At 59.3% G+C, this 23101-nt stretch carries 21 protein-coding genes; 4 read left to right on the forward strand and 17 right to left on the reverse strand.

Annotation, left to right across the window (positions count from 1 at the left end; genetic code table 11):
• Positions 1-60 precede the first annotated feature (60 nt).
• The 11 genes from ACGHIZ_RS10745 to ACGHIZ_RS10795 all read right to left on the reverse strand — a co-directional run bounded on the left by ACGHIZ_RS10745 (position 61) and on the right by ACGHIZ_RS10795 (position 9234).
• Positions 61-531, reverse strand: coding sequence for a PTS sugar transporter subunit IIB (locus ACGHIZ_RS10745; RefSeq protein WP_390447976.1), 471 nt, complete (start codon positions 529-531; stop codon positions 61-63).
• Between the two features lie 86 nt (positions 532-617).
• Entirely contained in the window at positions 618-1220 is a 603-nt protein-coding gene (locus tag ACGHIZ_RS10750) for a UTRA domain-containing protein (protein ID WP_390447979.1), read from the reverse strand.
• Between the two features lie 22 nt (positions 1221-1242).
• A complete protein-coding gene (locus tag ACGHIZ_RS10755; RefSeq protein WP_390447981.1) occupies positions 1243-1371 on the reverse strand; it encodes a GntR family transcriptional regulator in 129 nt (42 codons plus the stop codon).
• A gap of 264 nt (positions 1372-1635) precedes the next feature.
• Complete coding sequence (locus ACGHIZ_RS10760; protein WP_390447984.1) at positions 1636-2001, reverse strand: GntR family transcriptional regulator; 366 nt, start codon at positions 1999-2001, stop codon at positions 1636-1638.
• Positions 1902-2303 carry a GntR family transcriptional regulator gene (locus ACGHIZ_RS10765; RefSeq protein ID WP_390447987.1) on the reverse strand — a complete coding sequence of 134 codons (402 nt, stop codon included), beginning with the start codon at positions 2301-2303 and terminating at the stop codon, positions 1902-1904. The genes ACGHIZ_RS10760 and ACGHIZ_RS10765 overlap by 100 nt, the downstream gene beginning before the upstream one ends.
• Positions 2304-2395: 92 nt before the next feature.
• Positions 2396-2605 carry a hypothetical protein gene (locus ACGHIZ_RS10770; protein WP_390447989.1) on the reverse strand — a complete coding sequence of 70 codons (210 nt, stop codon included), beginning with the start codon at positions 2603-2605 and terminating at the stop codon, positions 2396-2398.
• 121 nt (positions 2606-2726) lie between these two features.
• Complete coding sequence (locus ACGHIZ_RS10775; protein ID WP_390447992.1) at positions 2727-2993, reverse strand: hypothetical protein; 267 nt, start codon at positions 2991-2993, stop codon at positions 2727-2729.
• 260 nt (positions 2994-3253) lie between these two features.
• Positions 3254-3967, reverse strand: a complete 714-nt coding sequence (locus ACGHIZ_RS10780) for a GntR family transcriptional regulator (protein ID WP_390447994.1) — start codon at positions 3965-3967, stop codon at positions 3254-3256.
• Positions 3952-4719 carry a GntR family transcriptional regulator gene (locus tag ACGHIZ_RS10785; RefSeq protein WP_390447997.1) on the reverse strand — a complete coding sequence of 256 codons (768 nt, stop codon included), beginning with the start codon at positions 4717-4719 and terminating at the stop codon, positions 3952-3954. Before ACGHIZ_RS10785 ends, ACGHIZ_RS10780 begins: the two co-directional genes overlap by 16 nt.
• 753 nt (positions 4720-5472) lie before the next feature.
• Positions 5473-8001 (reverse strand): phosphoketolase, encoded by a 2529-nt coding sequence (locus ACGHIZ_RS10790; RefSeq protein ID WP_390448000.1) that lies wholly within the window; start codon positions 7999-8001, stop codon positions 5473-5475.
• Positions 8002-8205: 204 nt separating this feature from the next.
• On the reverse strand, positions 8206-9234 hold the full coding sequence (locus ACGHIZ_RS10795) for a LacI family DNA-binding transcriptional regulator (RefSeq protein ID WP_271761470.1): 1029 nt from the start codon (positions 9232-9234) through the stop codon (positions 8206-8208).
• 183 nt (positions 9235-9417) lie between these two features.
• On the opposite strand from ACGHIZ_RS10795, the gene murB reads away from it, so the two are divergent.
• Positions 9418-10380 (forward strand): UDP-N-acetylmuramate dehydrogenase, encoded by a 963-nt coding sequence (murB, locus tag ACGHIZ_RS10800; protein WP_390448003.1) that lies wholly within the window; start codon positions 9418-9420, stop codon positions 10378-10380.
• A 221-nt stretch (positions 10381-10601) separates the two neighbouring features.
• On the opposite strand, the gene ACGHIZ_RS10805 is transcribed toward murB, so the two are convergent.
• Positions 10602-11807 (reverse strand): hypothetical protein, encoded by a 1206-nt coding sequence (locus ACGHIZ_RS10805; protein ID WP_138113443.1) that lies wholly within the window; start codon positions 11805-11807, stop codon positions 10602-10604.
• A 266-nt stretch (positions 11808-12073) separates the two neighbouring features.
• On the opposite strand from ACGHIZ_RS10805, the gene galE reads away from it, so the two are divergent.
• The 3 genes from galE (at position 12074) to glgP (ending at position 17258) form a co-directional block, all read left to right on the forward strand.
• Positions 12074-13135: a UDP-glucose 4-epimerase GalE gene (gene galE, locus ACGHIZ_RS10810; protein WP_271744562.1), complete on the forward strand. Its 1062-nt coding sequence runs from the start codon at positions 12074-12076 to the stop codon at positions 13133-13135.
• A 208-nt stretch (positions 13136-13343) separates the two neighbouring features.
• Positions 13344-14861, forward strand: a complete 1518-nt coding sequence (gene malQ / locus ACGHIZ_RS10815; RefSeq protein ID WP_390448008.1) for a 4-alpha-glucanotransferase — start codon at positions 13344-13346, stop codon at positions 14859-14861.
• A 129-nt stretch (positions 14862-14990) separates the two neighbouring features.
• On the forward strand, positions 14991-17258 hold the full coding sequence (gene glgP, locus ACGHIZ_RS10820) for a glycogen/starch/alpha-glucan family phosphorylase (RefSeq protein ID WP_390448010.1): 2268 nt from the start codon (positions 14991-14993) through the stop codon (positions 17256-17258).
• A gap of 375 nt (positions 17259-17633) precedes the next feature.
• On the opposite strand, the gene ACGHIZ_RS10825 is transcribed toward glgP, so the two are convergent.
• The 5 genes from ACGHIZ_RS10825 to ACGHIZ_RS10845 all read right to left on the reverse strand — a co-directional run bounded on the left by ACGHIZ_RS10825 (position 17634) and on the right by ACGHIZ_RS10845 (position 23026).
• Positions 17634-18833, reverse strand: coding sequence for an ABC transporter ATP-binding protein (locus tag ACGHIZ_RS10825; RefSeq protein WP_161116106.1), 1200 nt, complete (start codon positions 18831-18833; stop codon positions 17634-17636).
• Between the two features lie 68 nt (positions 18834-18901).
• Positions 18902-19741 carry a carbohydrate ABC transporter permease gene (locus ACGHIZ_RS10830; protein WP_390448013.1) on the reverse strand — a complete coding sequence of 280 codons (840 nt, stop codon included), beginning with the start codon at positions 19739-19741 and terminating at the stop codon, positions 18902-18904.
• The gene (locus ACGHIZ_RS10835; RefSeq protein ID WP_195624843.1) at positions 19741-20595 is read right to left on the reverse strand and encodes a carbohydrate ABC transporter permease; all 855 of its coding nucleotides are present in this window, start codon (positions 20593-20595) and stop codon (positions 19741-19743) included. Before ACGHIZ_RS10835 ends, ACGHIZ_RS10830 begins: the two co-directional genes overlap by 1 nt.
• 87 nt (positions 20596-20682) lie before the next feature.
• A complete protein-coding gene (locus ACGHIZ_RS10840) occupies positions 20683-21999 on the reverse strand; it encodes an ABC transporter substrate-binding protein (protein WP_138341397.1) in 1317 nt (438 codons plus the stop codon).
• Between the two features lie 307 nt (positions 22000-22306).
• Entirely contained in the window at positions 22307-23026 is a 720-nt protein-coding gene (locus ACGHIZ_RS10845) for a GntR family transcriptional regulator (RefSeq protein ID WP_195624842.1), read from the reverse strand.
• Positions 23027-23101 lie beyond the last annotated feature (75 nt).

Raw genomic sequence — 23101 nt, forward strand, 5'->3', positions numbered from 1 at the left:
ACAGATCAGTGATTGGACAAGCGTGTCGTACCTTCTGTCAGGGTAGACAATTCGGGCTTCTTACAGAAGCGCGAGGGCGTTTTCCTTCTTGTCGTCAGCCAGAGCGCGAATTTCGACCTCGACACCGCGCTCGCCGAGCTCCTTGAGCATCTCGACCTCTTCTGGCTCGAGGAAGATTTGGCGGGAGATCTGCTTAGTGGTGGGGGACTCGAGCGTGTTGCCGAGATTCAGGCTCTTGATCTGAGGACAACCCTCGACGAGCTGCTTGGCTTCCTCGATCGAGCACAGGCAGATGATCATACGGTACTTGTCGGTCACGCCGCTGTTGATTGCCTCGATGGCGTGCGCCATGTCCTTGATCACCAGTTTGCAGCCGGTCGGCTTGCCCATCTTGAGGGTGGTCTTCCACACTGGGTCGTTGGCGACCTTGTCACCGACGCAGAAGATGCAGTCGGATCCCAGGCCGTTGACCCAAGACGTCGCGACCTGCCCATGCAGCAGTCGATGATCGACGCGCGTTAGCAGAATCATGTTCTTCCTCCTAAATTGAACGGACCTTTGCTCTATATGTTTTGGATGAATTTCATACCAAAAACAATATCAAGATAGCATGTTATTTAATATCTATTGTCTTCGTTCGACGCTTGTCGGCCAAGTGGTATGAATATCTCGCCGAGCGGTTTACATGCATGGCAAATCAGCCGAACACCGGGCGCGGGTACCCGAAGCCGCTTGCGCACGAGGCGGCTCGCGCTCCCCCCAACCGAGACGGAGCGGACGAACTCCTGCGAGTGCCCGTCGACGTCGTAACTCACGCAGGTGAGGCCGGGCGCCGGATCGAGCGCGCCCACGCGCAGCAGGCGCGCGTCGCGCGCCTTGAGCTCCTGGGGCTCAAGCTCCTCGACCGCCCAGGTGACCGGATGTCCGCGCAGCTCATACAGGGCATAGAGGCTGAAGACCGAGATGTCGACGTCCTCGATACCCGGGAAGAGCTCACAGGGGATGAGCGCGCGCTCGATAGCGAACGGAACGCCGTCGATACAATTCAGGCGGTGGACGCAGAGCAGGTCACTGCCGGGGGACGTCGAAGAAGCTCCCGTAAAACGAACCCGTCTCGCGCACCGTCGCCTCGAGCGCGCGACCGCTCGGCGTGCGCCTGTAATGGCGATGCGCGTCGCAGAAGCCGCGCGGATGATGCATGACCGAGCCCTCGAGCCCATGCGTGGCGAACGTGCCCTCGCCCTAGACGATGAATCCCTCGTCCTCGAGCCCATCGAGGGCGTTGCGCACGGTGAGCTTCGTGGTACGATGCTGCTCGGCGAGCTTCGCCTCGGAGGGAATGGCCGCACCTGTGGCATACTCCCCGGCCACGAGCCGCAGATGCAAATCGCGGCGAATATCGAGGTACAGGGGCAGGCCGAGGTCCTCGATGCCTCAAGGCGAAGTCCCGCGAAGGTCATCGCCCCCGACGCCGTTCAGGGTCTGCCCCACCTCAGCCGACCGGCCGTCGACAGGCACGTGATACCGTGCGCCCTTCATCTGTCGTCTCCTATCCAAAAACCGATCCTCGAGCAGATCGGCCTACATGACCGTCTTGCACGAGACCCTGAAATGGCTGGGGCTGCAGCGCGTGCGCTAGTACTCGATGGGATTGATGTCCGACCCCATCCGCGTACCGCACTCCAAAAAGATCAAATCATTCGACTCGACCCGCATCAGACCCGCCTCGCGCTCGGTCGCGCGGGCGACGGTCACGCGAAGCGTCACATGGACCGCTTCGACGTCGTACTCATCGTCGAGCACACGCAAGAGCGAATCCTCCTCGAAGTCGAATGCATCGATGCCGGGGAAACGCACCAGCGGGAGATAGGATGTCTCTAGCATGGCGGAAACGCCGCCGATCAGGCGCAGGCGTTCCAGGTGCAAGACGGGCCCGTCCTCGGGAAGGTACAATCGGCTGGCGGTCTCAGCCCCAGCGGGAGCGACCTCGTAGGCGAGCATGCGTGAGGACGGCTCTCCCCAATCGACCACACGATCTGGGAGAAGCCGGACAGGTCGTCCAGCTGAACCGTCGGACGGCGTTGGCGCGGGTAATTGTCTGAACCCTGGCGCCTCTCGATGACGTGGGTCGAGGTAAGGTGCGTGAGGGCGCTGCGCAGCATCGTGCGCGACACCCCGATTTCGTCGCACAGCTCCCGCTCGGGCGGAAAGGCATCCCCACACCGCATGTCGCAGATGTCGATATGGTTTAAGATCCCCTCGACGGCCTTATCGTAAGACGAGACCTCGACGCGCTTAGCCACGACGAGCACCTTCGATCATCTCGTCGAATGCCGCCTTCACCGTCCCGGCGCTCTCCATCACCTGCCGATACGCTATCAAACCGCGTTTGAGCTCACGGCCCCACAGGGGGAATGATCAGCTTCTCGGCGGAGAGATCGCGCAGAGTCACCTCGAGGTAGACTCCCGCACAGCATGCGCCGCTCTTGTACCTGTTCGCACGGGCGACCTTGCCCGGGTTCTTGAGAACCTCACCCAGCATGGCCATGCCCTGGGCCCCCTCGCACTCGAGCTCCTTCACCGCACAACCCGCCACGTCGGCCATGGCGTACACGTCCGGCTGGGGATTGCCGACATATTCATAAAATCTGTAAAAGAGCAACCGAGCAGCCTCGGCCGCCCCCTATACCTTATCGCATCGCGCCCACCCGGGCGCATCTCGCGCCTTAGTAGTCGAACTGGTGATAGTAACGACGGTACTTCCGATTGTGCTTGGTGACGGTCTCGTAGTGACGGGCCATACGGTCCGTGGCGAGAACCGTGAGGATCCAGGGCAACACGATGACGCGGAAGTCATCGTCCAGGCCGGGGATGGCGTACTCGGCGGTGTCGATGAAGACGTAGTCCTCATCGCCGGTCACACCAGAGCGCAGGAAGGCCTCGACGCGGTTGTCCAGCGCGCGGCACTCGTCCTCGCCCTTGAACAGGGACACGGGGACGCCGGGCTCGAGGAGCTCGAGCGTGCCGTGGAAGAAGCATCGTACCGCTTAACCTTGTGGTCATCTTGGCCCCAGGCTCAATAATTCAAAGGTTCTTAATACCAGTGAACGATTACAGGTTAGTCATTTTTAATACCGCTTTTTCGATTTCATTCTCCCCACTCGGTAGACGGTCAGTTTTTGCCGCTCATCGGTCAAGCGGCATATGTCCATAAAAGACGAGCGCCCCGCTGTGCGTAAGGACGCCCAGAACACTAATAGCTGTAGGTATATCCGCCGGCATCGCCGCGGGTAAAAGACTTGGCATACTCGATAACCTGCCCACTCGAGTCGTAGGTCAGACATTCCAGCACGAGGGCCAGGTCACCCGGCTCAAGATCAAGCAAACTCGCATCGCGGGCGCCAAGTGCCTCGATATCGAGCTTCTCAATCGATTTATCTGGCTTTCGGCCCAGCATGTCATAAGTCTCGAACAGGCTGAAGACCGAAATGTCCACGCCTTCGATGCCCGGGAACAGCAGACACGGGATCAGCGTCATCTCGATCGACACAGGCTCACCATCAATGCAGTTAAGACGGCGCACCGAGTAAAGCAGATCGTCCTCGCCGATACCAAACAAGTCGGCATAATACGGATCGGCATAGCGTTTGGAGCGCGCCAAAATGCGCACCGACGGCGTCGCACCCGTGGCCAAAACCATCTGGCGGAAACCGCCCTTGCGATCGTGCTCGTCAAACCACTTGTGAGCCACAAAGGCACCCTTGCCCTGCACTCGACGAATCTGGCCACTTTTGACCAGCTCGTCCATAGCGCTGCGAATCGTCAGGCGCGTCGTGCCAAACTCCTCGGCCAGCTCATTTTCGGACGGAATCATCGAGCCCGTCGGATAGCCACCGCGCTCGATTCGCTCTGCGATGCAGCGGCGAATCCGCTTGTAGACCGGCAGGTTCTCTACTCCTTCAGCCATTCGACACCTACCTTCGTCGCAACGCCATCCGCCTCGCCGTTATCGGCAAATCGATATTTGGTCGGCAGGATCACGGACTTGCAATACTCGACAAAGCCATCGCTCTCGTCGCGCTCGTGCGAAGCCTTGTAAAACACCGGCGTGCCCTCCTGGGCATCCAGCAACTTAGCCTCGTCAGCGTTCAGACGACTGATGGAAATATGCTCCTTACCGTGCGACACACGGACGTTCCCCTCTTTAAGCAATACGTCGTAGAGGCTCTCCTGCTCAAAATCGTGATCGGGAAGCGAGGGGCACAAAGACAGATTGACGTAAGCCGTCTCGATCGACGCCGGGGAGCCATTGACCACGCGCACACGCCGAATGCAGAAGAGCGGCATGCCCAGGTCGATCTGGGCCTTTTGGGCCAGATCGACCTCGGCGTACACGACCTTGGACCATATCAGGCGTACGGTTGACTTTGAGCCGACCCTCTCCACCGCCTGCGTATAGTTCCACGTTTCCTGAAAGACGTTCAGCGGCTTGGGCGGGCACACATAGGTACCCGAGCCGCGGCGGCTTTCCAAGGTTCCGCACGAAATGAGGCGCGCGATCGCAGCGCGCAACGCCGTGCGCGACACGCCCAGCTCTTCGCAGAGCACGCGCTCGGCGGGCAGCCGGTCGCCACCCTGCAGGTCATAATGTTTGATATACCAGAGAATGCCCTCAAAGGCGCGATCTTTGGGCGGAATCGCATATGGCTCACTCGACATGGGCAAGGCTCCTCAACCGCTTGATGCTGCGGGCATCATTGCTCTGGACGCCCCATGGCGTCGAAGGCTTCTTTAATCGTATCCGTGATGGTAAACACATCGGGATCAAAGGCATCCTGCGGGTTTTTCTTCTTGAACAGCCCCATATCAGCCTCCCGTACTAGCATTAAACAACTCAAGCTGAATATAACACCAATTTCAAGCTGTTACTTTAGCACATCGGCGCATGGCACCTAAAACTCGCCCAGCGGAAGAGTTTACGGACGAGGGCCGGGGCGGCATGCTTGGTTTTGAGAAGTGTGCTCCGCAGAACTTCTCAAAACCAAGCACCCCGCCCCGGCCCCGACAATGTAATCTTGGCTGACCAAAGTTGGATACACGGCATCCAAGGCAGCATCAGCAAAGTCCCCATTACTTAAAAATAATCAGACCCCGCATATCGAAACGGCCGAGAGGGCCCCGCCCGGGCAGAGGGCTTTGCTCGGGAAAGTTCCGCGAAGCGCACTTTCCAGAGCAAAGCCCTCTGCCCGGGCGGGGCCCCAGCGCGAGACCGTCCAGCACACGCACCCCGAGCCGCCACTCGCCGCTGGTTGAGCACAAGTCAGCGAGCGGGTTCCAAGTGCCCCAGGTCGCCGTGAAAGAGGAGCGACGCGTACTTCTGTACGCGAGCGACGGTTTGAACGGCAAGATGGGGTACTTGGAACCCGCGCAGCGTCGAGCCTTTACGCGGTTTGGTAAAACCGCGTAACAGAGTTATTCGTTGTCGCCGGCAGTTAGCTGCGTTGCGGAGAGCGCGCCGTCGGCAGCAGTTGCGGCTGCGGCGTCGGGCCAGACCCAGTCGGTAAAGGCCGGGTGATCGAAGCCCTCGTCGCACGCGAACTCAAAGGCCTCGGTGCGGAAAGCCTCCCACTCATCAATCTGCTCGGCAAACTTATCGGCGTCGACCATGCGCAGCACGTCGGCGGCCAGGGCCCAGCGGTCCATGTTATTCAGGCGCAGCATGTCGAACGGTGTGGTCGTGGAGCCCTTCTCCTCGTAGCCGTGGACGCGGAAGGCGTCGTGGCCGGGGCGGTTCCAAATCAGGCGGCGAATCGTGCCGGCATAAGCGTGGAATGCAAAGAGCACGGGCTTCTCACCGCAGCCAAACAGCTCGGCCCAGCGCTCATCGCTGATGGCTTGGTCGTTCTCGCAGACGTTCTGGATCTTGAGCAAGTCGACCACGTTGACGAACCACACCTTAATGCCCAGCTCGCGCAGCATGTCGGTTGCAGCCAGAGCCTCGAGCGTCGGCACGTCACCGCACGTGGCGACCACGACGTCGGCCTCGGCGAGCGAGTCGGCAGTCGATGCCCACTCCCAGGTCGCGACGCCCTCGGCGAGCTCGGACTTGGCCTCGTCGACCGTCTGGAAGGTGGGGTCGGGTTGCTTGCCACAGAAGATGGCGTTGACGCAGTCGGTGGACTGGTAGACGCGCTCGGCAACGGCAAGCGCCATGTTGGCGTCGGCCGGATAGTAGGCATTCACGATATGCGTGTCGCTGGCCTTGTTGAGCAGCAGGTCGATAAAGCCGGGGTCCTGGTGCGAGAAGCCGTTGTGGTCCTGGCGCCAGACATGGCTCGACAGCAAAATGTTGAGACCACTAATGGGGGCACGCCACGGAATCTCGCGCTTGGTGGCCTCGAGCCATTTGCAGTGCTGGTTGACCATAGAATCGACCACGTGGACAAAGCTCTCGTAGGAACTCCACACACCCGAGCGGCCGGTGAGCACGTAGGCCTCGAGGAAGCCCTCGCACTGGTGCTCAGACAGCTGCTCGACGACCTTACCGGAACCGGCCAGCAGCTCGTCGTTGGCATCGTCCTCGTAAAAGCCAGCATCCCACTGCTTCTTGGTCACCTTGTAGGCAGCCTGCAGGCGGTTGGACGCGGTCTCATCGGGACCGAAGATACGGAAATCGTCCATGTTCTTGGCCAGAACGTCGGCGGTGTACTCACCAAAGACGCGGGCGGCCTCGGTGGAGCCCCAGCCGTGGCCCTTGCTTGCAACGGGAATCTCGTGGGCATGAATATCGGGGAGTTCGAGCTCGCGGCGCACCTTGCCGCCGTTCGCATTGGGGTTGGCGCCGATGCGCAGCTCGCCGGTCGGCATAAAGGCCGTTACCTCGGGGCGCACCTGGCCCTCGGGCGTAAAGAGTTCCTCGGGCTTGTAGGAGCGCAGCCACTCGCGCAGCACGCGGAAGTGCTCGTGGGTGTCCTTGGCACTCGCCAGCGGCACCTGATGGGCGCGCCAGGAGCCCTCGGTCTTCTTGCCATCGATCTGCTTGGGGCAGGTCCAACCCTTGGGCGTACGGAACACAATCATGGGGTAGGCCGGACGGACCACGGTCTCACCCGCGGCGGCCTGGGCCTGCGCGGTGGCCTTGATGTCGCAGATCTCATCGAAGACCTGCTCGAACAGCGCGGCAAAACGCGCGTGAATGCTTGCGTGGCTCTCGTCGTCAAAGCCGGCGACAAAGAAGTGCGGCTTATAGCCCATTCCCTCAAAGAACTTGGTGAGCTCTTCGTCGGACACGCGGGCAAGGATGGTGGGGTTGGCGATCTTGTAGCCGTTGAGGTGCAGGATCGGCAGGACGATACCGTCGGTTGCCGGGTTCACGAGCTTGTTGGACTGCCAAGAAGTCGCAAGCGGACCGGTCTCGGACTCGCCGTCGCCCACCACGGCCACGGCCAGCAGGCTCGGGTTGTCCATGACGGCACCGTAGGCGTGGCTGAGCGTGTAGCCGAGCTCGCCGCCCTCGTGGATGGAGCCAGGCGTCTCGGGCGCAAAGTGGCTCGGGATGCCACCGGGGTAGGAGAACTGGCGGAAGAACTTCTGCAGGCCGGCCTCGTCATTGGTGATGTCGGGGCGGATCTCACGGTAGGTGCCATCGAGCAGCGACTGGGCGGTGCCGGCGGGGCCACCGTGGCCCGGGCCCATCAAGAAAATGGCGTTCTGGTTGTGGTCGGCAATAAGGCGGTTGACGTGGCCGAACAGGAAGTTGATGCCGGGCGTGGTGCCCCAGTGACCGACCAGGCGGTGCTTAACGTCCGGGCGACCAAAGTCGCGCACCTCACCGGTTTTCTCGTCGACAAAGTCGCTGCGCATCAACGGGTTAGAGCGAAGGTAGATCTGACCGACGGACAGATAGTTCGATGCGCGCCAATACAGGTCAACGCCCTCGAGCTCGGAAGCCGGCACCTCGTGGCCCAGCTTTTGCCACGGCGTCCCCAGTGTTTTAGCCATTGTATTTGTCCCTTCGCTGTGCGGTCGCCCTCCGATACGGCAGCCTTTCGTTGGGACTAGTATATTTGCTAAAACGTTTTATCATGGTGAAAAAACGTTTTATTGTCTTGATTTGCAGCGCGCAGCAGCGAAACCTGGCATTCACCTGCGACGTTGCCTGTCACAGCTGCCCAACATTCAGTCTCTGCAAATTGATAAACGTGTTTAGTTGTGTTTAGTAAGCTCGAGCACGCTGCCCTTAACGATAAGCGCCGGCTCCAGGACGACCTCTTCGGCACGCCTACCGCCCCTACCGGCAAGACGCTTGGACATGCAGCCAAAAGCATGCTCCGCGAGGACACCAGGATCCTGCTCGATCGCGGTCAGCGCCGGCTCAAAGAGAACGTCGGCCGCCGAGTTGTCATAGCTTACGACCGAGATATCGCCCGGGATGCTCTTACCCATCTCGTGCAAGCGCTTGAGCAGACCGAGGGCAATGTTATCCGAGCTTGCGAACACGGCGGTGGCGTCAGTTGCGAGCACCGCCTCCGACGCCTCGTATGCGCTCGGAATGTAGTACTCGCTCTCAAACTCCAAACGTGCGTCGATCGGCAGGCCAACCTCGCGCAGCGCACGCTCGTAGCCGGCAAGACGTTTACGACCCGTATTGGAACGGCGAGCATTAACCAAGCAGGCAATGCGACGGTGACCCTGCTCGATCAGATAGCGGGTAGCCATGTAGCCACCCATCTCGTGGTCGAACATCACCTTGTCGCACTCGAGCCCCTCAATGGCACGGTCGACCATTACCGCCGGTATGGGCAGATGGCTGACTTCTTCGCGCAGGGCGCGGTCGTCGGAGAACTCGTCACCCACCACCAGAAAGACGCCGTCGACGCCGCGCGTCACCAGCTGGCGCAGCAGCTCAAGATCGTCGTCGGCACTTCCACCCGAGCTGGTAATAAAGAGCGCGTAACCGTCCTCGCGGCAGCGCTTTTCCAAGCTGCCGGCGAGCGAGGCAAAAAAGCGGCTCTCGATATTGGGAACGATAAGGCCCAGCGTGCGTGACTCGCGCATGACCAGGCTGCGCGCGATCTGGTTAGGGACATAGTGGTTGCGCGCCGCGACCTCCTTGATGAGCTTGCGGTTTTCTTCCGAGATGCGGCAGGGCCGATTATTGAGAACAAGCGAGACCGACGAGGGGGAAAGCCCCACCTCCTGGGCAATCTGCTTGAGAGTAACTTTGTTGCCCATCTCGCTCCTTCCGAGTATTCGCGCAATCTCTTGAAAGTATAGCGACCGTCCCTCTACCTCGATGATAAACACTTTACCAATCCGGTAGACGGCTGTTTTATCGCCGCCAGCGCACCAAATCCGTCCGGGTGGGGTATATTGCAATCGATTGATGACAACGACCACCAAAAGGCGGATATTCGTATGCACGAGAACGACTTTTTTAACGAGGACCTGCTGTGCGCGCTTGCTGGCGTTGCCGGCGAGGACAACGTGCTGATGAGCGAGCCCATGCGCGAGCACACCACGTTTAAAATCGGCGGCCCGGCCGACGTCTTTGTCACGCCCGATACCGAGCAGGGCCTCGTCGCCACGCTCGATACCTGCTATCGCTGCGATCTGCCCCTCACCATCGTGGGCAACGGCTCCGACTTGCTCGTCGGTGACAAGGGCATCCGCGGCATCGTCGTGGCACTGGGCGAGGGCCTCTCCGACATTACGGTCAACGGCACGCACGTTACGGCAGCAGCCGGCGCCTTGCTTTCCGATGTCGCCGCGGCGGCAGCCGAGGCCGGTCTCACTGGCATGGAGCCCATCTCGGGTATCCCCGGATCGGTCGGCGGCGCCTGCTACATGAACGCCGGCGCCTATGGCGCCTGCATGGCCGATGTACTGGAGTCTGTGCGCGTCTACAAGCCCGCCCGCATGCTCGACGACGGCACCCGCGGCAGCGGCAGCATCATCGAGTTCGATGTCGACGAGCTTAACCTGGGCTATCGCAAGAGCCGCATCGCCGACGACGGCTTTACCGTGCTTTCGGCCACCTTCAATCTCGCCCCGGGCAACGCCGCGATGATCAAGGCCGACATGGACGACTACCGTCAGCGTCGCGAAGACAAACAGCCGCTCGATATGCCGAGTGCCGGCTCCACTTTCAAACGCCCCGAGGGCTACTTTGCCGGCAAGCTCATCATGGATGCCGGCCTGCGCGGCCATGCTGTCGGCGGCGCGCAGGTGAGCGAAAAACACTGCGGCTTTATCGTCAACGCCGACCACGCCACCGCCGCCGACGTCGACGAACTCATCCACGACATCCAAGCCAAAGTCAGAGAGCAGTTCGGCGTAGACCTAGAACCCGAAGTCCACCGAGTCGGCGAATTTTTATAAAAAGAAGGCCCCGAAAGGGGCCTTCACTTTCTTTAATTCAGACAACCAGTCCGGTGTGCCGCGCCCCGAACCCAAGAGGGCCGCGTGCCCGCCCGCAATATATTTGATTGATCGCGAGTTCCGCACGCAAAGAAGGCCACTTAATGTGGCCTTCGTCTTGCGCAGGACTGCCCGAGCAGGCAATCAAATATATTGCGGGCGGGCACGCGGCCCCGTCGGCTTTACGACAGCGCCACGCCGCCGAGCCAGCCCCAACGCACGCCAGAGCCAGTGCCATAGAAGCTAATAAACGAATCAAGCGACTTAGACGTAATGGCACCCTCGTTGCTCATAACGATGCCGCCGCCAACGTAGATACCCACATGACCGTAGATAAGGCCCGGAGCACCCGTGCCGCTGTGCGAGGAATCGGCCACGATCATGCCCACCTGCAGCGCCGAGCGGTCGGAGCTATAGCACCATGCGTTAAACATGTCGCACGCATTGCCGCCAAAGTAGCCAACGCCGGCGTTACGGAAGACATTGGTGACCCACGCCGCGCACCAGTTCTGACCCGGCGAAGGCGTGGAGTAGCACGCGTTGACGACAGCCTGCTGCTTGCCCGAGCCGGCATTCTGCTGCGGAGTTCCGGGCGCGTACGATCCACCACCCGAGCTCGAACCACCCGAGTAGGAATTGTTCTTGTTCGCGGCAGCCGCGGCAGCGGCAGCCTTCCTAGCGGCCTCCTCAGCCTGGGCGGCAGCGAGGATCTCGGAATCGCGCTGAGCCATGAGCTCCTTGACGTCGTCGGAAAGACCGTTCAGCACGGTCTGGACTTCTTGCTGCTTGGCCTGCATGTCCTGCATCTGGGCAGTCTGCTGGTCCTTGAGCTTCTCTAAGTCGGCCTTCTGCGACTCGAGCTCGGTCTTTTGCGCATCGAGCTCTTCCTGGATGGTCTGAATGTCCTCGATGGCGTCGCGGTCGCTCTTGTTGATCTTCTCAACGTAATGCGCGTTGGCGACGAGTTCCTCAAACGAGCCAGAGGCCAGCAGCAGCGACAGGATGTTCGTGCCGCCGGACTTGTAGCTGGCGGCCACGCGATCGGAAAGGTCGTTGCGCTTCTTCTTGAGCTCGGCCTTCTTTTCATCGATCTGGGCCTGCGTGTCGTCAATCTTGCCCTGGACATTCTCGATGTCGTTGAGGGTCTGGGCATTCTTGTTGGCCAGCGCCGCATACTCATTTGCGATGCTGTCGAGCTGGGCCTGAACCTCGTCGAGCTGGGCCTGGGCGGCATTCAGTTTATCGGTGGTTTCTTTGGAAGCCTCCGCCGCATGGGCGCGAGCGGGCAGGCCAAAAAGAACTGCCGCAGAAGCGGCGCCGAACAGGGCCTTGAGGGCAGTGCGGCGCGAGAGCTCCTGGGAAAGGATAGAATCGCTGTTTGGTGACATATGTACTCCGTTACATGCTTATTTATATGTCGCTCAACTCATACATATTAGCGTACATATGGCGCGTCCCAACGATTTCCACGAACGGCAGGAAACTACAAGGTCAGCGGCTCGTAAGCAAATGTCAAAGATCAGGTTATGCGTACGCAAGCTCTTCTATGAGTACGTTAGCACAATCCTCTGCTTTTCCTACAGCGCACGATTTGGGCGTCCCTGCCTGCGCTATACTCCCCTGAAGAAGTGTTCCTGATTCGATAGGAGACTACATGTCCAAAGCACTCGACCCCAAAGACACCTGCGTCCTCGTTACCGGTGGCGCCGGCTTTATCGGCTCGCACACCGTCGTTCAGCTGCTCGAGGGTGGCTACCAGGTCGTCATCGTCGATGATCTCTCCAACTCCAGCGCCGTCGCCGTCGACCGCGTCAAGACCATCGTGGGCGACGAGGCCGCCAAGAACCTCACCTTCTACGAGGCCAACGTGCTCGACCGCGATGCAATGAACAAGATCTTCGATACCCATCAGATCGACCGCGTCATCCACTTCGCCGGTTTTAAGGCCGTCGGCGAGTCGGTGAGCAAGCCCGTCGAGTACTACCACAACAACATCGAGAACACCCTGGTGCTCATCGACGTCATGCGCAGCCATGGCTGCAAGTCCATCATCTTCTCGAGCTCCTCGACCGTCTACGGCGACCCGGACAACCCGCCTGTCACCGAGGAAGACCCCAAGAAGCCCGCAACCAACCCCTATGGCTGGACCAAGTGGATGATCGAGCAGATCCTTATGGACGTTCACACCGCCGACCCCGAGTGGGACGTCGTGCTGCTCCGCTACTTCAACCCCATCGGCGCCCATCCGTCGGGCCTGATCGGCGAGGACCCCAAGGGCATCCCCAACAACCTGGTGCCCTATGTCGCGCAGGTTGCCGTGGGCAAGCTCGAGGCCGTTCAGGTCTTTGGCAACGACTACCCCACACCCGACGGCACCGGTGTGCGCGACTACATCCACGTGTGCGATCTGGCCTCTGGTCACGTTGCCGCCCTTAACTGGATGAACGGCAAGACCGGCGTCGAGATCTTTAACCTGGGCACCGGCACCGGTACCTCGGTACTCGAGGTCGTCGCCGCCTTCTCCAAGGCTTGTGGCAAGGAGCTGCCCTACGTGATCCGCGAGCGCCGCGCCGGCGATATCGCCGCCAACTGGTGCGATGCCTCCAAGGCCGAGCGCATGATGGGCTGGAAGGCTCAGTACGACATCGCGGATATGTGCCGCGATAGCTGGAACTGGCAGAGCCACAACCCCAACGGCTTCGCCGACGCCGAGTAGCAAAAACCTACATACCGCTCTTGCCCCGATCTCACGTTGTGAGGTCGGGGCTTTTTCATGGCATGTAACCATTCGCCGAAAATCGACCAACTTTTTTATCTTGCCTGTACATGTTTAAACAACATGTTTTACAATAGGCATATCGAATCAGAACATCGGGGGCGGACTGCACATCCATCGGCAGGCCGACCCCACAACAAGAAGGTTGGTGAGCGCATTCATGGAGCGTGCAAGCGGCGTCCTCATGCCCGTCTCATCTCTGCCCGGACCATACGGAATCGGCGGCTTTGGCTGGAATGCCTACGACTTCGTCGATTTTCTCGCCTCGTGCAAACAACATTACTGGCAGATTCTGCCCCTTACGACGACCAGCTATGGCGATTCGCCCTATCAGTCGTTCTCGGCCCGCGCGGGCAACCCCAACTTTATCGACTTTGCCGAGCTTATCGAGGCAGGGTATCTGGAGCAGCGCGATATCGATGACGTGTATCTGGGATCCGACCCCAGCAATGTCGACTACGGCGCTATCTTTGGCGGCCGCCGTCAGATTCTCGACCGCGCCGCTGAGCGCTTTGCTGCCGACAAGCCGGCCGATTTCGACGACTTTATCCAGGCAAACGAGGACTGGCTCATTCCCTATTGTGAGTTCATGACCGTGAAGGAGGAGTGCGGGCTCAAGGCCTTTTGGGAGTGGCCCGAGGAGCTCCGCCGCCGCGGCGAGGCATCCAGCAAGGTCTGCGCCGCCCATCCCGAGCGCATGCTCTACCACCAGATGACGCAGTACTTCTTCGATCGCCAGTGGAGCCGCCTCAAGGCCTATGCCAACGAGCGCGACATCCTGATCATCGGCGACCTGCCCATCTATGTCTCGCGTGACTCCGTCGAGATGTGGGCGACACCTGAGCTCTTTAAGATCGACGCCGCCGGCAATCCCGTCAGCGTCGCGGGAACGCCGCCCGACCAGTTCTCGGCCACCGGCCAGTACTGGGGCAACCCCATCTATGACTGGGATGCCATGGAAGCAGACGGTTTCTCCTGGTGGGAAGGCCGCATCCGAGCCGCCCTCGACATGTACAACATCATCCGTCTGGACCACTTCCGCGGTTTCGAGGCATTTTGGGAGGTGCCGTTCTCCTCTCCCGATTCGTCATATGGTTCGTGGACGCAGGGACCCGGCCTCAAGCTCTTCAAGGTGCTCGAGGAAAAGCTCGGCACGCTTCCCATCATTGCCGAAGACCTGGGCTTTCTTACCCCTGGTGTCATCGACATGCGCGACACCACGGGCTTCCCTGGCATGAAGATCCTGCAGTTTGCCTTTGAGGGCACCAACTCGTACTACCTGCCGCACAACTACATTGCCAACACCGTCGCCTACGTCGGAACGCATGACAACGAAACGGCACGCGGCTGGTATGAGGGAACGGCCACCCCGCGTCAGCGCGAGCAGGCGGCCCTGTATACCCACCAGCAGGCAGGCGAGTCCATGGCCGACGCGCTCAACCGCACCATCGCCGCCAGCGTGAGCGATACCTGCATCTACACCATGCAGGACCTGCTCAATCTGGGCAACGAGGCGCGCATCAACACCCCCGCCACTCTGGGCGGCAACTGGACCTGGCGCATGCTTGATGGCGCCATCACCCGCGAACTCGAGCATAAACTCACCGACTGGACCGAGACCTACTTCCGCATCCCGTCGAAAGCCGAAATCGAGCTTCCCCAATAGGAGCCACCGCGCCCGACCTCACCCCACCGTGCGGACGCGACCGCTTTTCCCGCGCGAGGCCACCCCAATCCCCTCGCGCGGGCTTCTTTTGAATTACTGACATGTAGACAACTCACCACAGGAGGAAACATGCCCCGTATCGATCTTGCGGATCTTACCGAGCAGTCCTTTGGAACTTCGCTCGAGCAACTCGATGACCGCCGCATTTACAAACTGCTGGTCAAGCTCGTACAGGAGCGCTCCGCCGCCTGCCCGCTCAACAATGGCAAGAAAAAGCTCTACTACATCTCTGCTGAGTTTTTGATTGGCAAACTGCTCATCAACAACATGATCGACCTTGGCATCTATGCCGAGGTTAAAGACCAGCTCACCGCTGCCGGCCACGACCTCAACAAGATTGAGGAGTTTGAGGTCGAGCCCTCGCTGGGCAACGGCGGCCTGGGCCGTCTGGCCGCGTGCTTCCTGGATTCCATTGCCACGCTGGGCCTTACCGGTGACGGTGTGGGCCTCAATTACCATTACGGCCTGTTCCGTCAGCGCTTTGCCGACAACCAGCAAAAGGCCGTCCCCGACGAGTGGCTTAGCGAGCAGGACATCCTGATCGATGACGACCGCTCCTACACCGTCGAGTTTGGCGATTTTGCCGTCACCTCCAAGCTCGTCAACATCGATGTGCCCGGTTACGGCCAGCCCACCAAGAACCGCCTGCGTCTGTTCGACCTGGCAAGTGTCGACGACGGCCTGGTCCCCAGCAGCTCCATCGACTTCGACAAGACGAAGATCGCCAAGAACCTCACCTTGTTCCTCTATCCGGATGATTCCGATGAGCAGGGCCGCCTGCTTCGCATCTACCAGGAGTACTTCATGGTGAGCAACGCCGCCCAGCTCCTGATCGCCGAGGCCGTCGAGCGCGGCAGCAACCTGCACGATCTGGCCGACTACGCCGTGGTCCAGATCAACGACACGCACCCCACCATGATTATTCCCGAGCTCATCCGCCTGCTCACCACCGAGCACGACATCGAGTTTGACGAGGCCGTGACCATCGTACGCTCCATGGTCGCCTACACCAACCACACGATCCTTGCCGAGGCGCTCGAGAAGTGGCCGCTCGCCAGCCTGCAGAAGGTCTCGCCCGCCATCGCCGACATCATCGTCAAGCTCGACGAGGTTGCCAAGGCCGAGCACGACGACCCGCGCGTCGCCATCATCGACGAGCACGACACCGTCCACATGGCCCACATGGACATCCACTTTGGCTTCTCCATCAATGGCGTCGCCGCACTCCACACCAAGATTCTGGAGGACACCGAGCTTCACCCGTTCTACGAGATCTATCCCGAGAAGTTCTCCAACAAGACCAACGGCATCACCTTCCGCCGTTGGATCCATGGCGCCAACCCCGCGCTCGCCAGCCTGCTCGACGATGTGATCGGCACCGATTGGCGCAGCACCGGCGACCTGAGCAAGCTCGCCGAATTCGCTAACGACAAGGATGTTCTTGAGCGCCTGGCCGCCACCAAGGCCGAGGCCAAGACCATCATGCGCCAGTTCATGGCGCTCGAGCAGGGCGTGACGATCCCATCCAACGCCATCATCGACGTCCAGGTCAAGCGCATCCACGAGTACAAGCGCCAGCAGATGCTCGCGCTCTACATCATCTGGAAGTACCTCGACATCAAGAACGGTAACAAGCCCGAGCACCCCGTCACTGTCATCTTTGGCGGCAAGGCGGCACCTGCCTATACCATCGCCCAGGATATCATCCACCTAATCCTGACGCTTTCCCAGTGGATCGCCAACGACCCCGACGTGGCCCCCTACCTGCAGGTCGTCATGATCGAGAACTACAACGTCACCGCTGCTGAGCGTGTGATTCCCGCTGCCGACATCTCCGAGCAGATCAGCCTGGCCTCCAAGGAGGCGAGCGGCACCTCTAACATGAAGTTCATGCTCAACGGCGCTTTGACCCTGTGCACACTCGACGGCGCCAACGTGGAGATTGCCGAGCTCGTGGGCGACGAGAACATCTACACCTTTGGTGCCTCTTCCAAGCAGGTCGAGCAGCTCTACGCCGACGGCAGCTATAACGCCGGCGCGCTCTACCGCAAGCCCGGCATTAAACTGCTGGTGGACTTCATCACCAACCCGGCCTTTATGGCGACCGGCAACGCCGAGCGCCTGCAGCGCCTGCACGACGACATCAAGGGCAAGGACTGGTTTATGGCCCTGCTCGACATTGAGGAGTACATCCAGACCAAGGAGCGCGTGCTGGCAGACTACGAGGACCAGGACGCTTGGATGCGCAAGGCGCTGATCAACATCGCCAACGCCGGCACCTTCTCGTCTGACCGCACGATCTCCCAGTACAACGACGAGATTTGGCACCTGAGCTAATTTCGTTTCCTTTACCCATCCTCTTGAAAGCGGAGTCGCGGCAACGCGGCTCCGCTTTTTGTGCCGATACGTCGGCCCGTGATTTGTCTCGACCAAACAATCTCGTTCTGTAACAGGTGGCTGCCGAAATCAGCCTCCCGTGTTACAGATCGAGATGAAAGGATAGGCAGCTCGATGCTGTCTCAATCTGTAACATCTAGACCCAATTTGGCCCTCCTCCTGTTACAGATTGAGACAAACTGACAGACGAACGGTCCCAACACAAAGAAAGGCTCCCCTCTCGCCCAGTGGACGGGAGGGGAGTCTTATATGTGACCGCGGCAAAAGGATGGCAATACCGCAGTCGCCCAAAGGGAGGGCCTGGATGCACCGGGCCTAGATAAGGTTCTTGCCAGACACCTTATCGAAGAGATGGGTCGCGTTCTTCTCGAACTTGAACCAGATGGAGTCGCCCGCCTTGAGCGCACCCTTGGCCTCAAGGTCGACAACGGGAATGATCAGGACGAACTGGCCATCGGGAGCGGTCACGTGGACATGCTCGGTCGAACCCATGAGCTCGGTCACCTCGACGGTACCCTGGAGCGCACCCTCCTCGCCCTTGTCGGCAAGCAGAATCTGCTCGGGGCGCACGCCGGCCGTAATCTCCTTCACGTCGCCGCCGTCCCAGTTGAGAGCAAGCTGAGAGCAGGTCTCGGGGGCGAGCGCCACGTTCATATCCTCGGTCTTGACGGTGAAGCCGTTGCCCGAGCGCGCCAGCTGGGCATCGAAGAAGTTCATCTGCGGCACGCCGATAAAGCCGGCAACGAAGATGTTCGCGGGATGGTTGAAGACCTCCTGCGGGGTGGCGATCTGCTGGACGACGCCGTCCTTCATGACCACAATGCGATCGCCGAGGGTCATGGCCTCGGTCTGGTCGTGGGTGACGTAGATGAACGTGCCCTTGATCTCGTGGCGCAGCTTGATGAGTTCGGCACGCATCTGGTTACGAAGCTTAGCGTCCAGGTTGGACAGCGGCTCGTCCATCAGGAAGACCTTAGGATCACGCACGATGGCGCGGCCGATAGCGACACGCTGGCGCTGGCCGCCCGAAAGCGCCTTGGGCTTGCGGTCGAGGTACTCGGTGATACCCAAGATCTCGGCAGCGGAGCGAACCTTGCGGTCGATCTCGTCTTTGGGGACCTTCTTGAGCTCAAGCGTAAACGCCATGTTCTCGTACACCGTCATGTTGGGGTACAGAGCGTAGCTCTGGAACACCATGGCGATGTCGCGGTCCTTGGGCGCCACGTCGTTGACGCGCTTGCCGTCGATGAGCACATCGCCCGAGGTAATGTCCTCCAGGCCGGCAACCATGCGCATCGTCGTGGACTTACCGCAGCCAGAGGGACCAACGAGAACGACGAACTCCTGGTCGTGAACGGTGAGGTTGAAGTCCTCTACAGCGAGCACGCCATCCTCGGTAACCTTAAGGTTATGCTTCTTCTCCTCGGTCTTCTTCTTTTTGCCAAAGAAGCCCTTCTTTTTGGACTCGGTGTTGGGATACACCTTCTGAACATGTTTGAGAACGATCTCGGCCATGTCTTTACCTTTCGATGTGCGGCGCCGCGCTGAGGGGCGCCGCAGAAACTTGCAAAACAGTTACGGCATCAGCCCTTGACGGCACCTGCCACCACGCCGTCGATGATGTACTTCTGGCAGAGGATGTACATGATGACGATGGGGATAACGACCATCATGATGCAGGCCATCATGGGGCCGAGCTCGACGTGGCCATAGCCGCCGCGGAAGTACTGGATCAAGATAGGAATGGTCTTGTACTTGGTGGAGTCGAGGGTGAGGTAGGGCAGCAGGTAGTCGTTCCAGACCCACATGGTCTCGAGAATGCCGACCGAAAGATAGGTGGGCTTCATGATGGGAAGGACGATTTTAAAGAACACCTGGACCGGGTTGCAGCCGTCGATCATGGCCGCCTCCTCGATCTCGAGCGGGATGTTCTTTACAAAGCCGGCGAACATAAAGACCGCCAGGCCTGCGCCAAAGCCAAGGTAGATAAAGCAGATGTTGAACGGCGTGTTGAAGCCGATGCGGTCCGCCAAATTGGACAGCGTGAACATGAGCATCTGGAACGGCACGACCATCGAGAACACGAACAGGTAATAGAAGAAGTTCGAGATCTTGTTGTTGACGCGCACCACGTACCAAGCGCACATGGAGCAGCACACCAAAATCAGCACGACCGACGTGACCGTGATAATGAGCGAGTACATAAACGCCGAGGCAAAGCCCTGCTCGTTAAGGGCGTGCACGTAGTTTGCAAGGCCGTTGAACGTCTCGGGCGTGAGCAAATCGAATGCCGTGGTGGTGCTGATTGCAGTTCCCTTTTTAAAGGAATTGAGCGCAATCATGAACACGGGGTAGATCCACGCGAGCGACAGGATCGTAAAGAAAATCGAGAGCGCGCGGTTGATAACCTTATCGCGTTTCATTACTGCTGCACCTCCTTGGACCTCGTGGCCTTAAGCTGAATCATGGAGATGGCTACGACCAGGATGCAGAAGATAACCGCCTTGGCCTGACCGATGCCCTGCCATGCGATGCCGGCACGCGAGTAGAACGTGTTGTAGATGTTCAGGGCGAGCATCTCGGTGGAGTGCGCGGGGGCGCCGCCGGTAAGGGCGAGGTTCTGGTCGAACAGCTTAAAGCCGTTGGTGATGGACAGAAACAGGCAGATGGTGATGGTCGGCATCAGGTTAGGGATCTTAACCTTCCAAAACGTCTGCCATGCCGTGGCGCCGTCGACCTTGGCGGCCTCGATGTAGTCGGACGGAATGGACTGCAGACCAGCGATGTAGATAATCATCATGTAGCCGACCTGCTGCCACAGGGTCAGGATGATAAGGCCCCAGAAGCCAGCAGCAGAGTTAAGGGCGATGAGCTGGGCGCCCACGTTGGAGAGCAGGCAGTTGATCAGAATCTGCCAAATGTAGCCCAGCACGATGCCGCCGATCAGGTTAGGCATAAAGAAGATCGTACGGAAGATGTTGGTGCCCTTGAGCGCCTTGCGGGTGAGCGCCTGCGCGATGGCGAGGGCAATCACGTTGATAAGCACCGTCGACAGGAAGGCAAACGCCACCGTAAAGAAGAACGACGTAGCAAACTGCGAATCGGACAGCGCGCGCACGTAATTCTTGATACCGACAAAATGCGTGTTGTTAATGGTAATAAACTGGCAGAACGAGAGATAGAAGCCCTGGATAAAAGGGATCACGAACCCGATCATAAACGCCAGGCACGTGGGCAGCATAAAGAGCGGCCACCAGCGCTTGAGTGCTTTGCCCATAAAAGGGTCCTTTCAATATGCAGGGGGCGGGCAAACCAACGTCTGCCCGCCCCCTGTCGCTAATCAGATAGCTTGGGCAGCAACTGCTTACTCGGAAGCGGCCTTCTCGGTCTTCCAGCCATCGACGAAGGCGTTCTTGACGCCGTCCCACTTGCTGTTGTCGGCAGCGTAGGCGATCAGAGCCTGCTTGAGGTTCTTCTTCCACTCCTCAGAGGGGATGTAGACGAAGTCCCAAGCAACGGTCTTCTTGCCGTCTTTGGCCATGGCAACGGCCTGCTGCGAGAAGACGTTGGTGGTTTCCTTGGCGCTCTTGAACGGAGCGGTCAGACCCATCTTGTCAGCGATGATGCTGGTGGCGGTGTCAGAAGTGACGCACCAATACATGAAGTCCTCGGTGGCCTTCTGGGCATCCTCGGAAGCCTGGGAGCTGACGCACCAGTAGTTCTCGCCGCCGGAGCACAGACCCTGGTTCTCCTCGCCGTCGACACCGATGTAGATGGGCATCATGCCAATCTGATCGTCGGTCATGCCGGCCTTGGTGAGGTCAGCGTAGGCCCAAGAACCGTTCTGATAGAAGACGGCCTTGCCGGTTGCGAACTCGTTGGTGGCGTCGTCGCCGGTCTTGGAGGCAAGCTGCGAAGGATCGCAGGTGGAGTCGGTGATGTACAGGTCGAAGATCTGCTTGAAGTTGTCGAGATACTCGCCCTTAATCTCGTCGTCCTCCTGGTTGTGCTCCTTCTCGAACTCGTAGTAGAGCGGGAGGTTGGCGAGGTGGGTGGTGTAGCGCCAGCTGGAGGAGTCGTCCATGCCGGCGGAAGTGAAGGCACCCTCAACACCAAGCTCGTCCTTGCGGGCCTGGATGTCGTCGGCACAAGCCTTCAGCTTGTCGAAGGAGTTGATGTCCTCGGCCTTGTAGCCAGCCTTCTCGAGCAGCTGCTTGTTGTAGATGATGCCGTAGCTCTCCTGGACCCAGTCGATACCCAGATCCTTGCCATCGGACTGCAGAGCCAGGGAGTCGTCAATGAGCTCACCGCGGAGCTTGGTATCGGACAGGTCGGCGCAGTAATCCTTCCAGTTCTTAAGACCGGTGGGGCCGTTGACCTGGAACAGGGTCGGAGCGGAGCTCTTGGACATCTCGGACTTGAGCTTCTCCTCGTAGGTGTTGGAGGCGGCGGTCACGATCTTGACCTCGACGCCCTTCTCCTTCTTGTACGCCTTGGCGATCTCCTTCCACTCCTTGTCGACCTCGGGCTTGAATTGGAGGAAGTAGACCTCGGCAGCGTCACCAGAAGCAGAGGAGCCGGAGCCGGCAGAACCGCCGCAACCCACGAGACCCAGACCAAGAACCGCAGCCGCGGAACCAGCAAAGCCCAGGAACTGCCTTCTGCTCATTTCGTTCTTCATTACAATCCACCCTTTCACACCGTGGCGGCACCCTTTGCCGCCGCCTTCGGAGATTGGCTCGGGGACTTTGCCCCTTTTGCTGATTTGTACGATACGCTATTTGGCTAGTTGTTTGAACAAGTATTACTAGAGCGGTAGAAAAACTTCGGTGAACGGTAATTTCAACTTGATACTTGACAAGTTTTGTATAAACAATTATTTGTTATCGAATGCAGAGAAAAACGCCCGGTCAAGCCGATGCATCGTCGGTTTGACCGGGCGTTTTCTCTTTGAGGGCACGGGTCTCGTCAGGCTGCGAGCTAGCCGACTATCGCTTGGAGTTGACACGGTAGTGGAAGATCTCAGGATGCGTGCGGGCATGCGTCACCTCAAACAAGATGCCATCCGAGGTGTACGACTGACTCTCCATGACGGCAACGCAGTTGTATTTGCCGAGGTCAAGATAGCTGCAATCCTCATCGTTGGCGAGCTCGACACTCACCGTACGGCGGCTCGCCATCACTTTGATGCCACGCTTGTGCTCCAGATAGTCATAGATAGATTCTGCCGCGATCTCGGGGGTCAGACCCTTGGCGATCGACGCCAAAAAGTAGCCATGGTCCACTTGGCGCGCACTGCCGTTGAGACTTCGGACACGTACCACGCGAATCAGCTCCTCGCCCACCTTAAAGCCCAGGCGACGAGAGAGTTGCTCAGTGCAGATCAAATGTTCAAAAGACTTAACGTCCGTCGATGCGACGGCATTGTTGCGCTTTGCAAATTCGCCAAACGACTCGACTTCCTCGAGTGCACCCAACATGTCGGTTTCGCCCTTAAGCCAAATAACGCGCACGCCCTTGCCGTGTATGGGCTGCACAAACATCCCGTCGGCCAGCATGCCCAAGGCGCGACGGACGGTATTGCGAGTACATCCGAACTCCGCGGTCAACTCAGCTTCGGTTGGCAGCATCTCCTGAAACGCATAGGTCCCATTAATGATGCGCGAGCGTATTTCTCGGTAGATTCCTTCGTATATCGCTTTTGGCATTGTTCCACCTCTACATTATTCATTTCCGGCTAGGCACGATAGCATTTCTTAAAGTTGTTTAAACCGAATATCGGT

Origin of the sequence: Collinsella sp. i05-0019-G5 (assembly GCF_042851345.1) — a bacterium.
GTDB lineage: Bacteria > Actinomycetota > Coriobacteriia > Coriobacteriales > Coriobacteriaceae > Collinsella.

Excerpts from the sequence above, each read along its gene's own strand:
- ACGHIZ_RS10745 (WP_390447976.1), bottom strand. The coding sequence starts at position 531 with ATGATTCTGCTAACGCGCGTCGATCATCGACTGCTGCATGGGCAGGTC.
- ACGHIZ_RS10830 (WP_390448013.1), bottom strand. The coding sequence starts at position 19,741 with ATGAAACGCGATAAGGTTATCAACCGCGCGCTCTCGATTTTCTTTACG.
- murB (WP_390448003.1), top strand. The coding sequence starts at position 9,418 with ATGCACGAGAACGACTTTTTTAACGAGGACCTGCTGTGCGCGCTTGCT.
- ACGHIZ_RS10845 (WP_195624842.1), bottom strand. The coding sequence starts at position 23,026 with ATGCCAAAAGCGATATACGAAGGAATCTACCGAGAAATACGCTCGCGC.
- ACGHIZ_RS10760 (WP_390447984.1), bottom strand. The coding sequence starts at position 2,001 with ATGCTCGCCTACGAGGTCGCTCCCGCTGGGGCTGAGACCGCCAGCCGA.
- ACGHIZ_RS10835 (WP_195624843.1), bottom strand. The coding sequence starts at position 20,595 with ATGGGCAAAGCACTCAAGCGCTGGTGGCCGCTCTTTATGCTGCCCACG.
- ACGHIZ_RS10795 (WP_271761470.1), bottom strand. The coding sequence starts at position 9,234 with ATGGGCAACAAAGTTACTCTCAAGCAGATTGCCCAGGAGGTGGGGCTT.
- ACGHIZ_RS10785 (WP_390447997.1), bottom strand. The coding sequence starts at position 4,719 with ATGTCGAGTGAGCCATATGCGATTCCGCCCAAAGATCGCGCCTTTGAG.
- ACGHIZ_RS10840 (WP_138341397.1), bottom strand. The coding sequence starts at position 21,999 with ATGAAGAACGAAATGAGCAGAAGGCAGTTCCTGGGCTTTGCTGGTTCC.
- glgP (WP_390448010.1), top strand. The coding sequence starts at position 14,991 with ATGCCCCGTATCGATCTTGCGGATCTTACCGAGCAGTCCTTTGGAACT.
- ACGHIZ_RS10825 (WP_161116106.1), bottom strand. The coding sequence starts at position 18,833 with ATGGCCGAGATCGTTCTCAAACATGTTCAGAAGGTGTATCCCAACACC.
- ACGHIZ_RS10780 (WP_390447994.1), bottom strand. The coding sequence starts at position 3,967 with ATGGCTGAAGGAGTAGAGAACCTGCCGGTCTACAAGCGGATTCGCCGC.
- ACGHIZ_RS10750 (WP_390447979.1), bottom strand. The coding sequence starts at position 1,220 with ATGGGCTCGAGGGCTCGGTCATGCATCATCCGCGCGGCTTCTGCGACG.
- ACGHIZ_RS10770 (WP_390447989.1), bottom strand. The coding sequence starts at position 2,605 with ATGGCCGACGTGGCGGGTTGTGCGGTGAAGGAGCTCGAGTGCGAGGGG.
- ACGHIZ_RS10805 (WP_138113443.1), bottom strand. The coding sequence starts at position 11,807 with ATGTCACCAAACAGCGATTCTATCCTTTCCCAGGAGCTCTCGCGCCGC.
- galE (WP_271744562.1), top strand. The coding sequence starts at position 12,074 with ATGTCCAAAGCACTCGACCCCAAAGACACCTGCGTCCTCGTTACCGGT.
- ACGHIZ_RS10790 (WP_390448000.1), bottom strand. The coding sequence starts at position 8,001 with ATGGCTAAAACACTGGGGACGCCGTGGCAAAAGCTGGGCCACGAGGTG.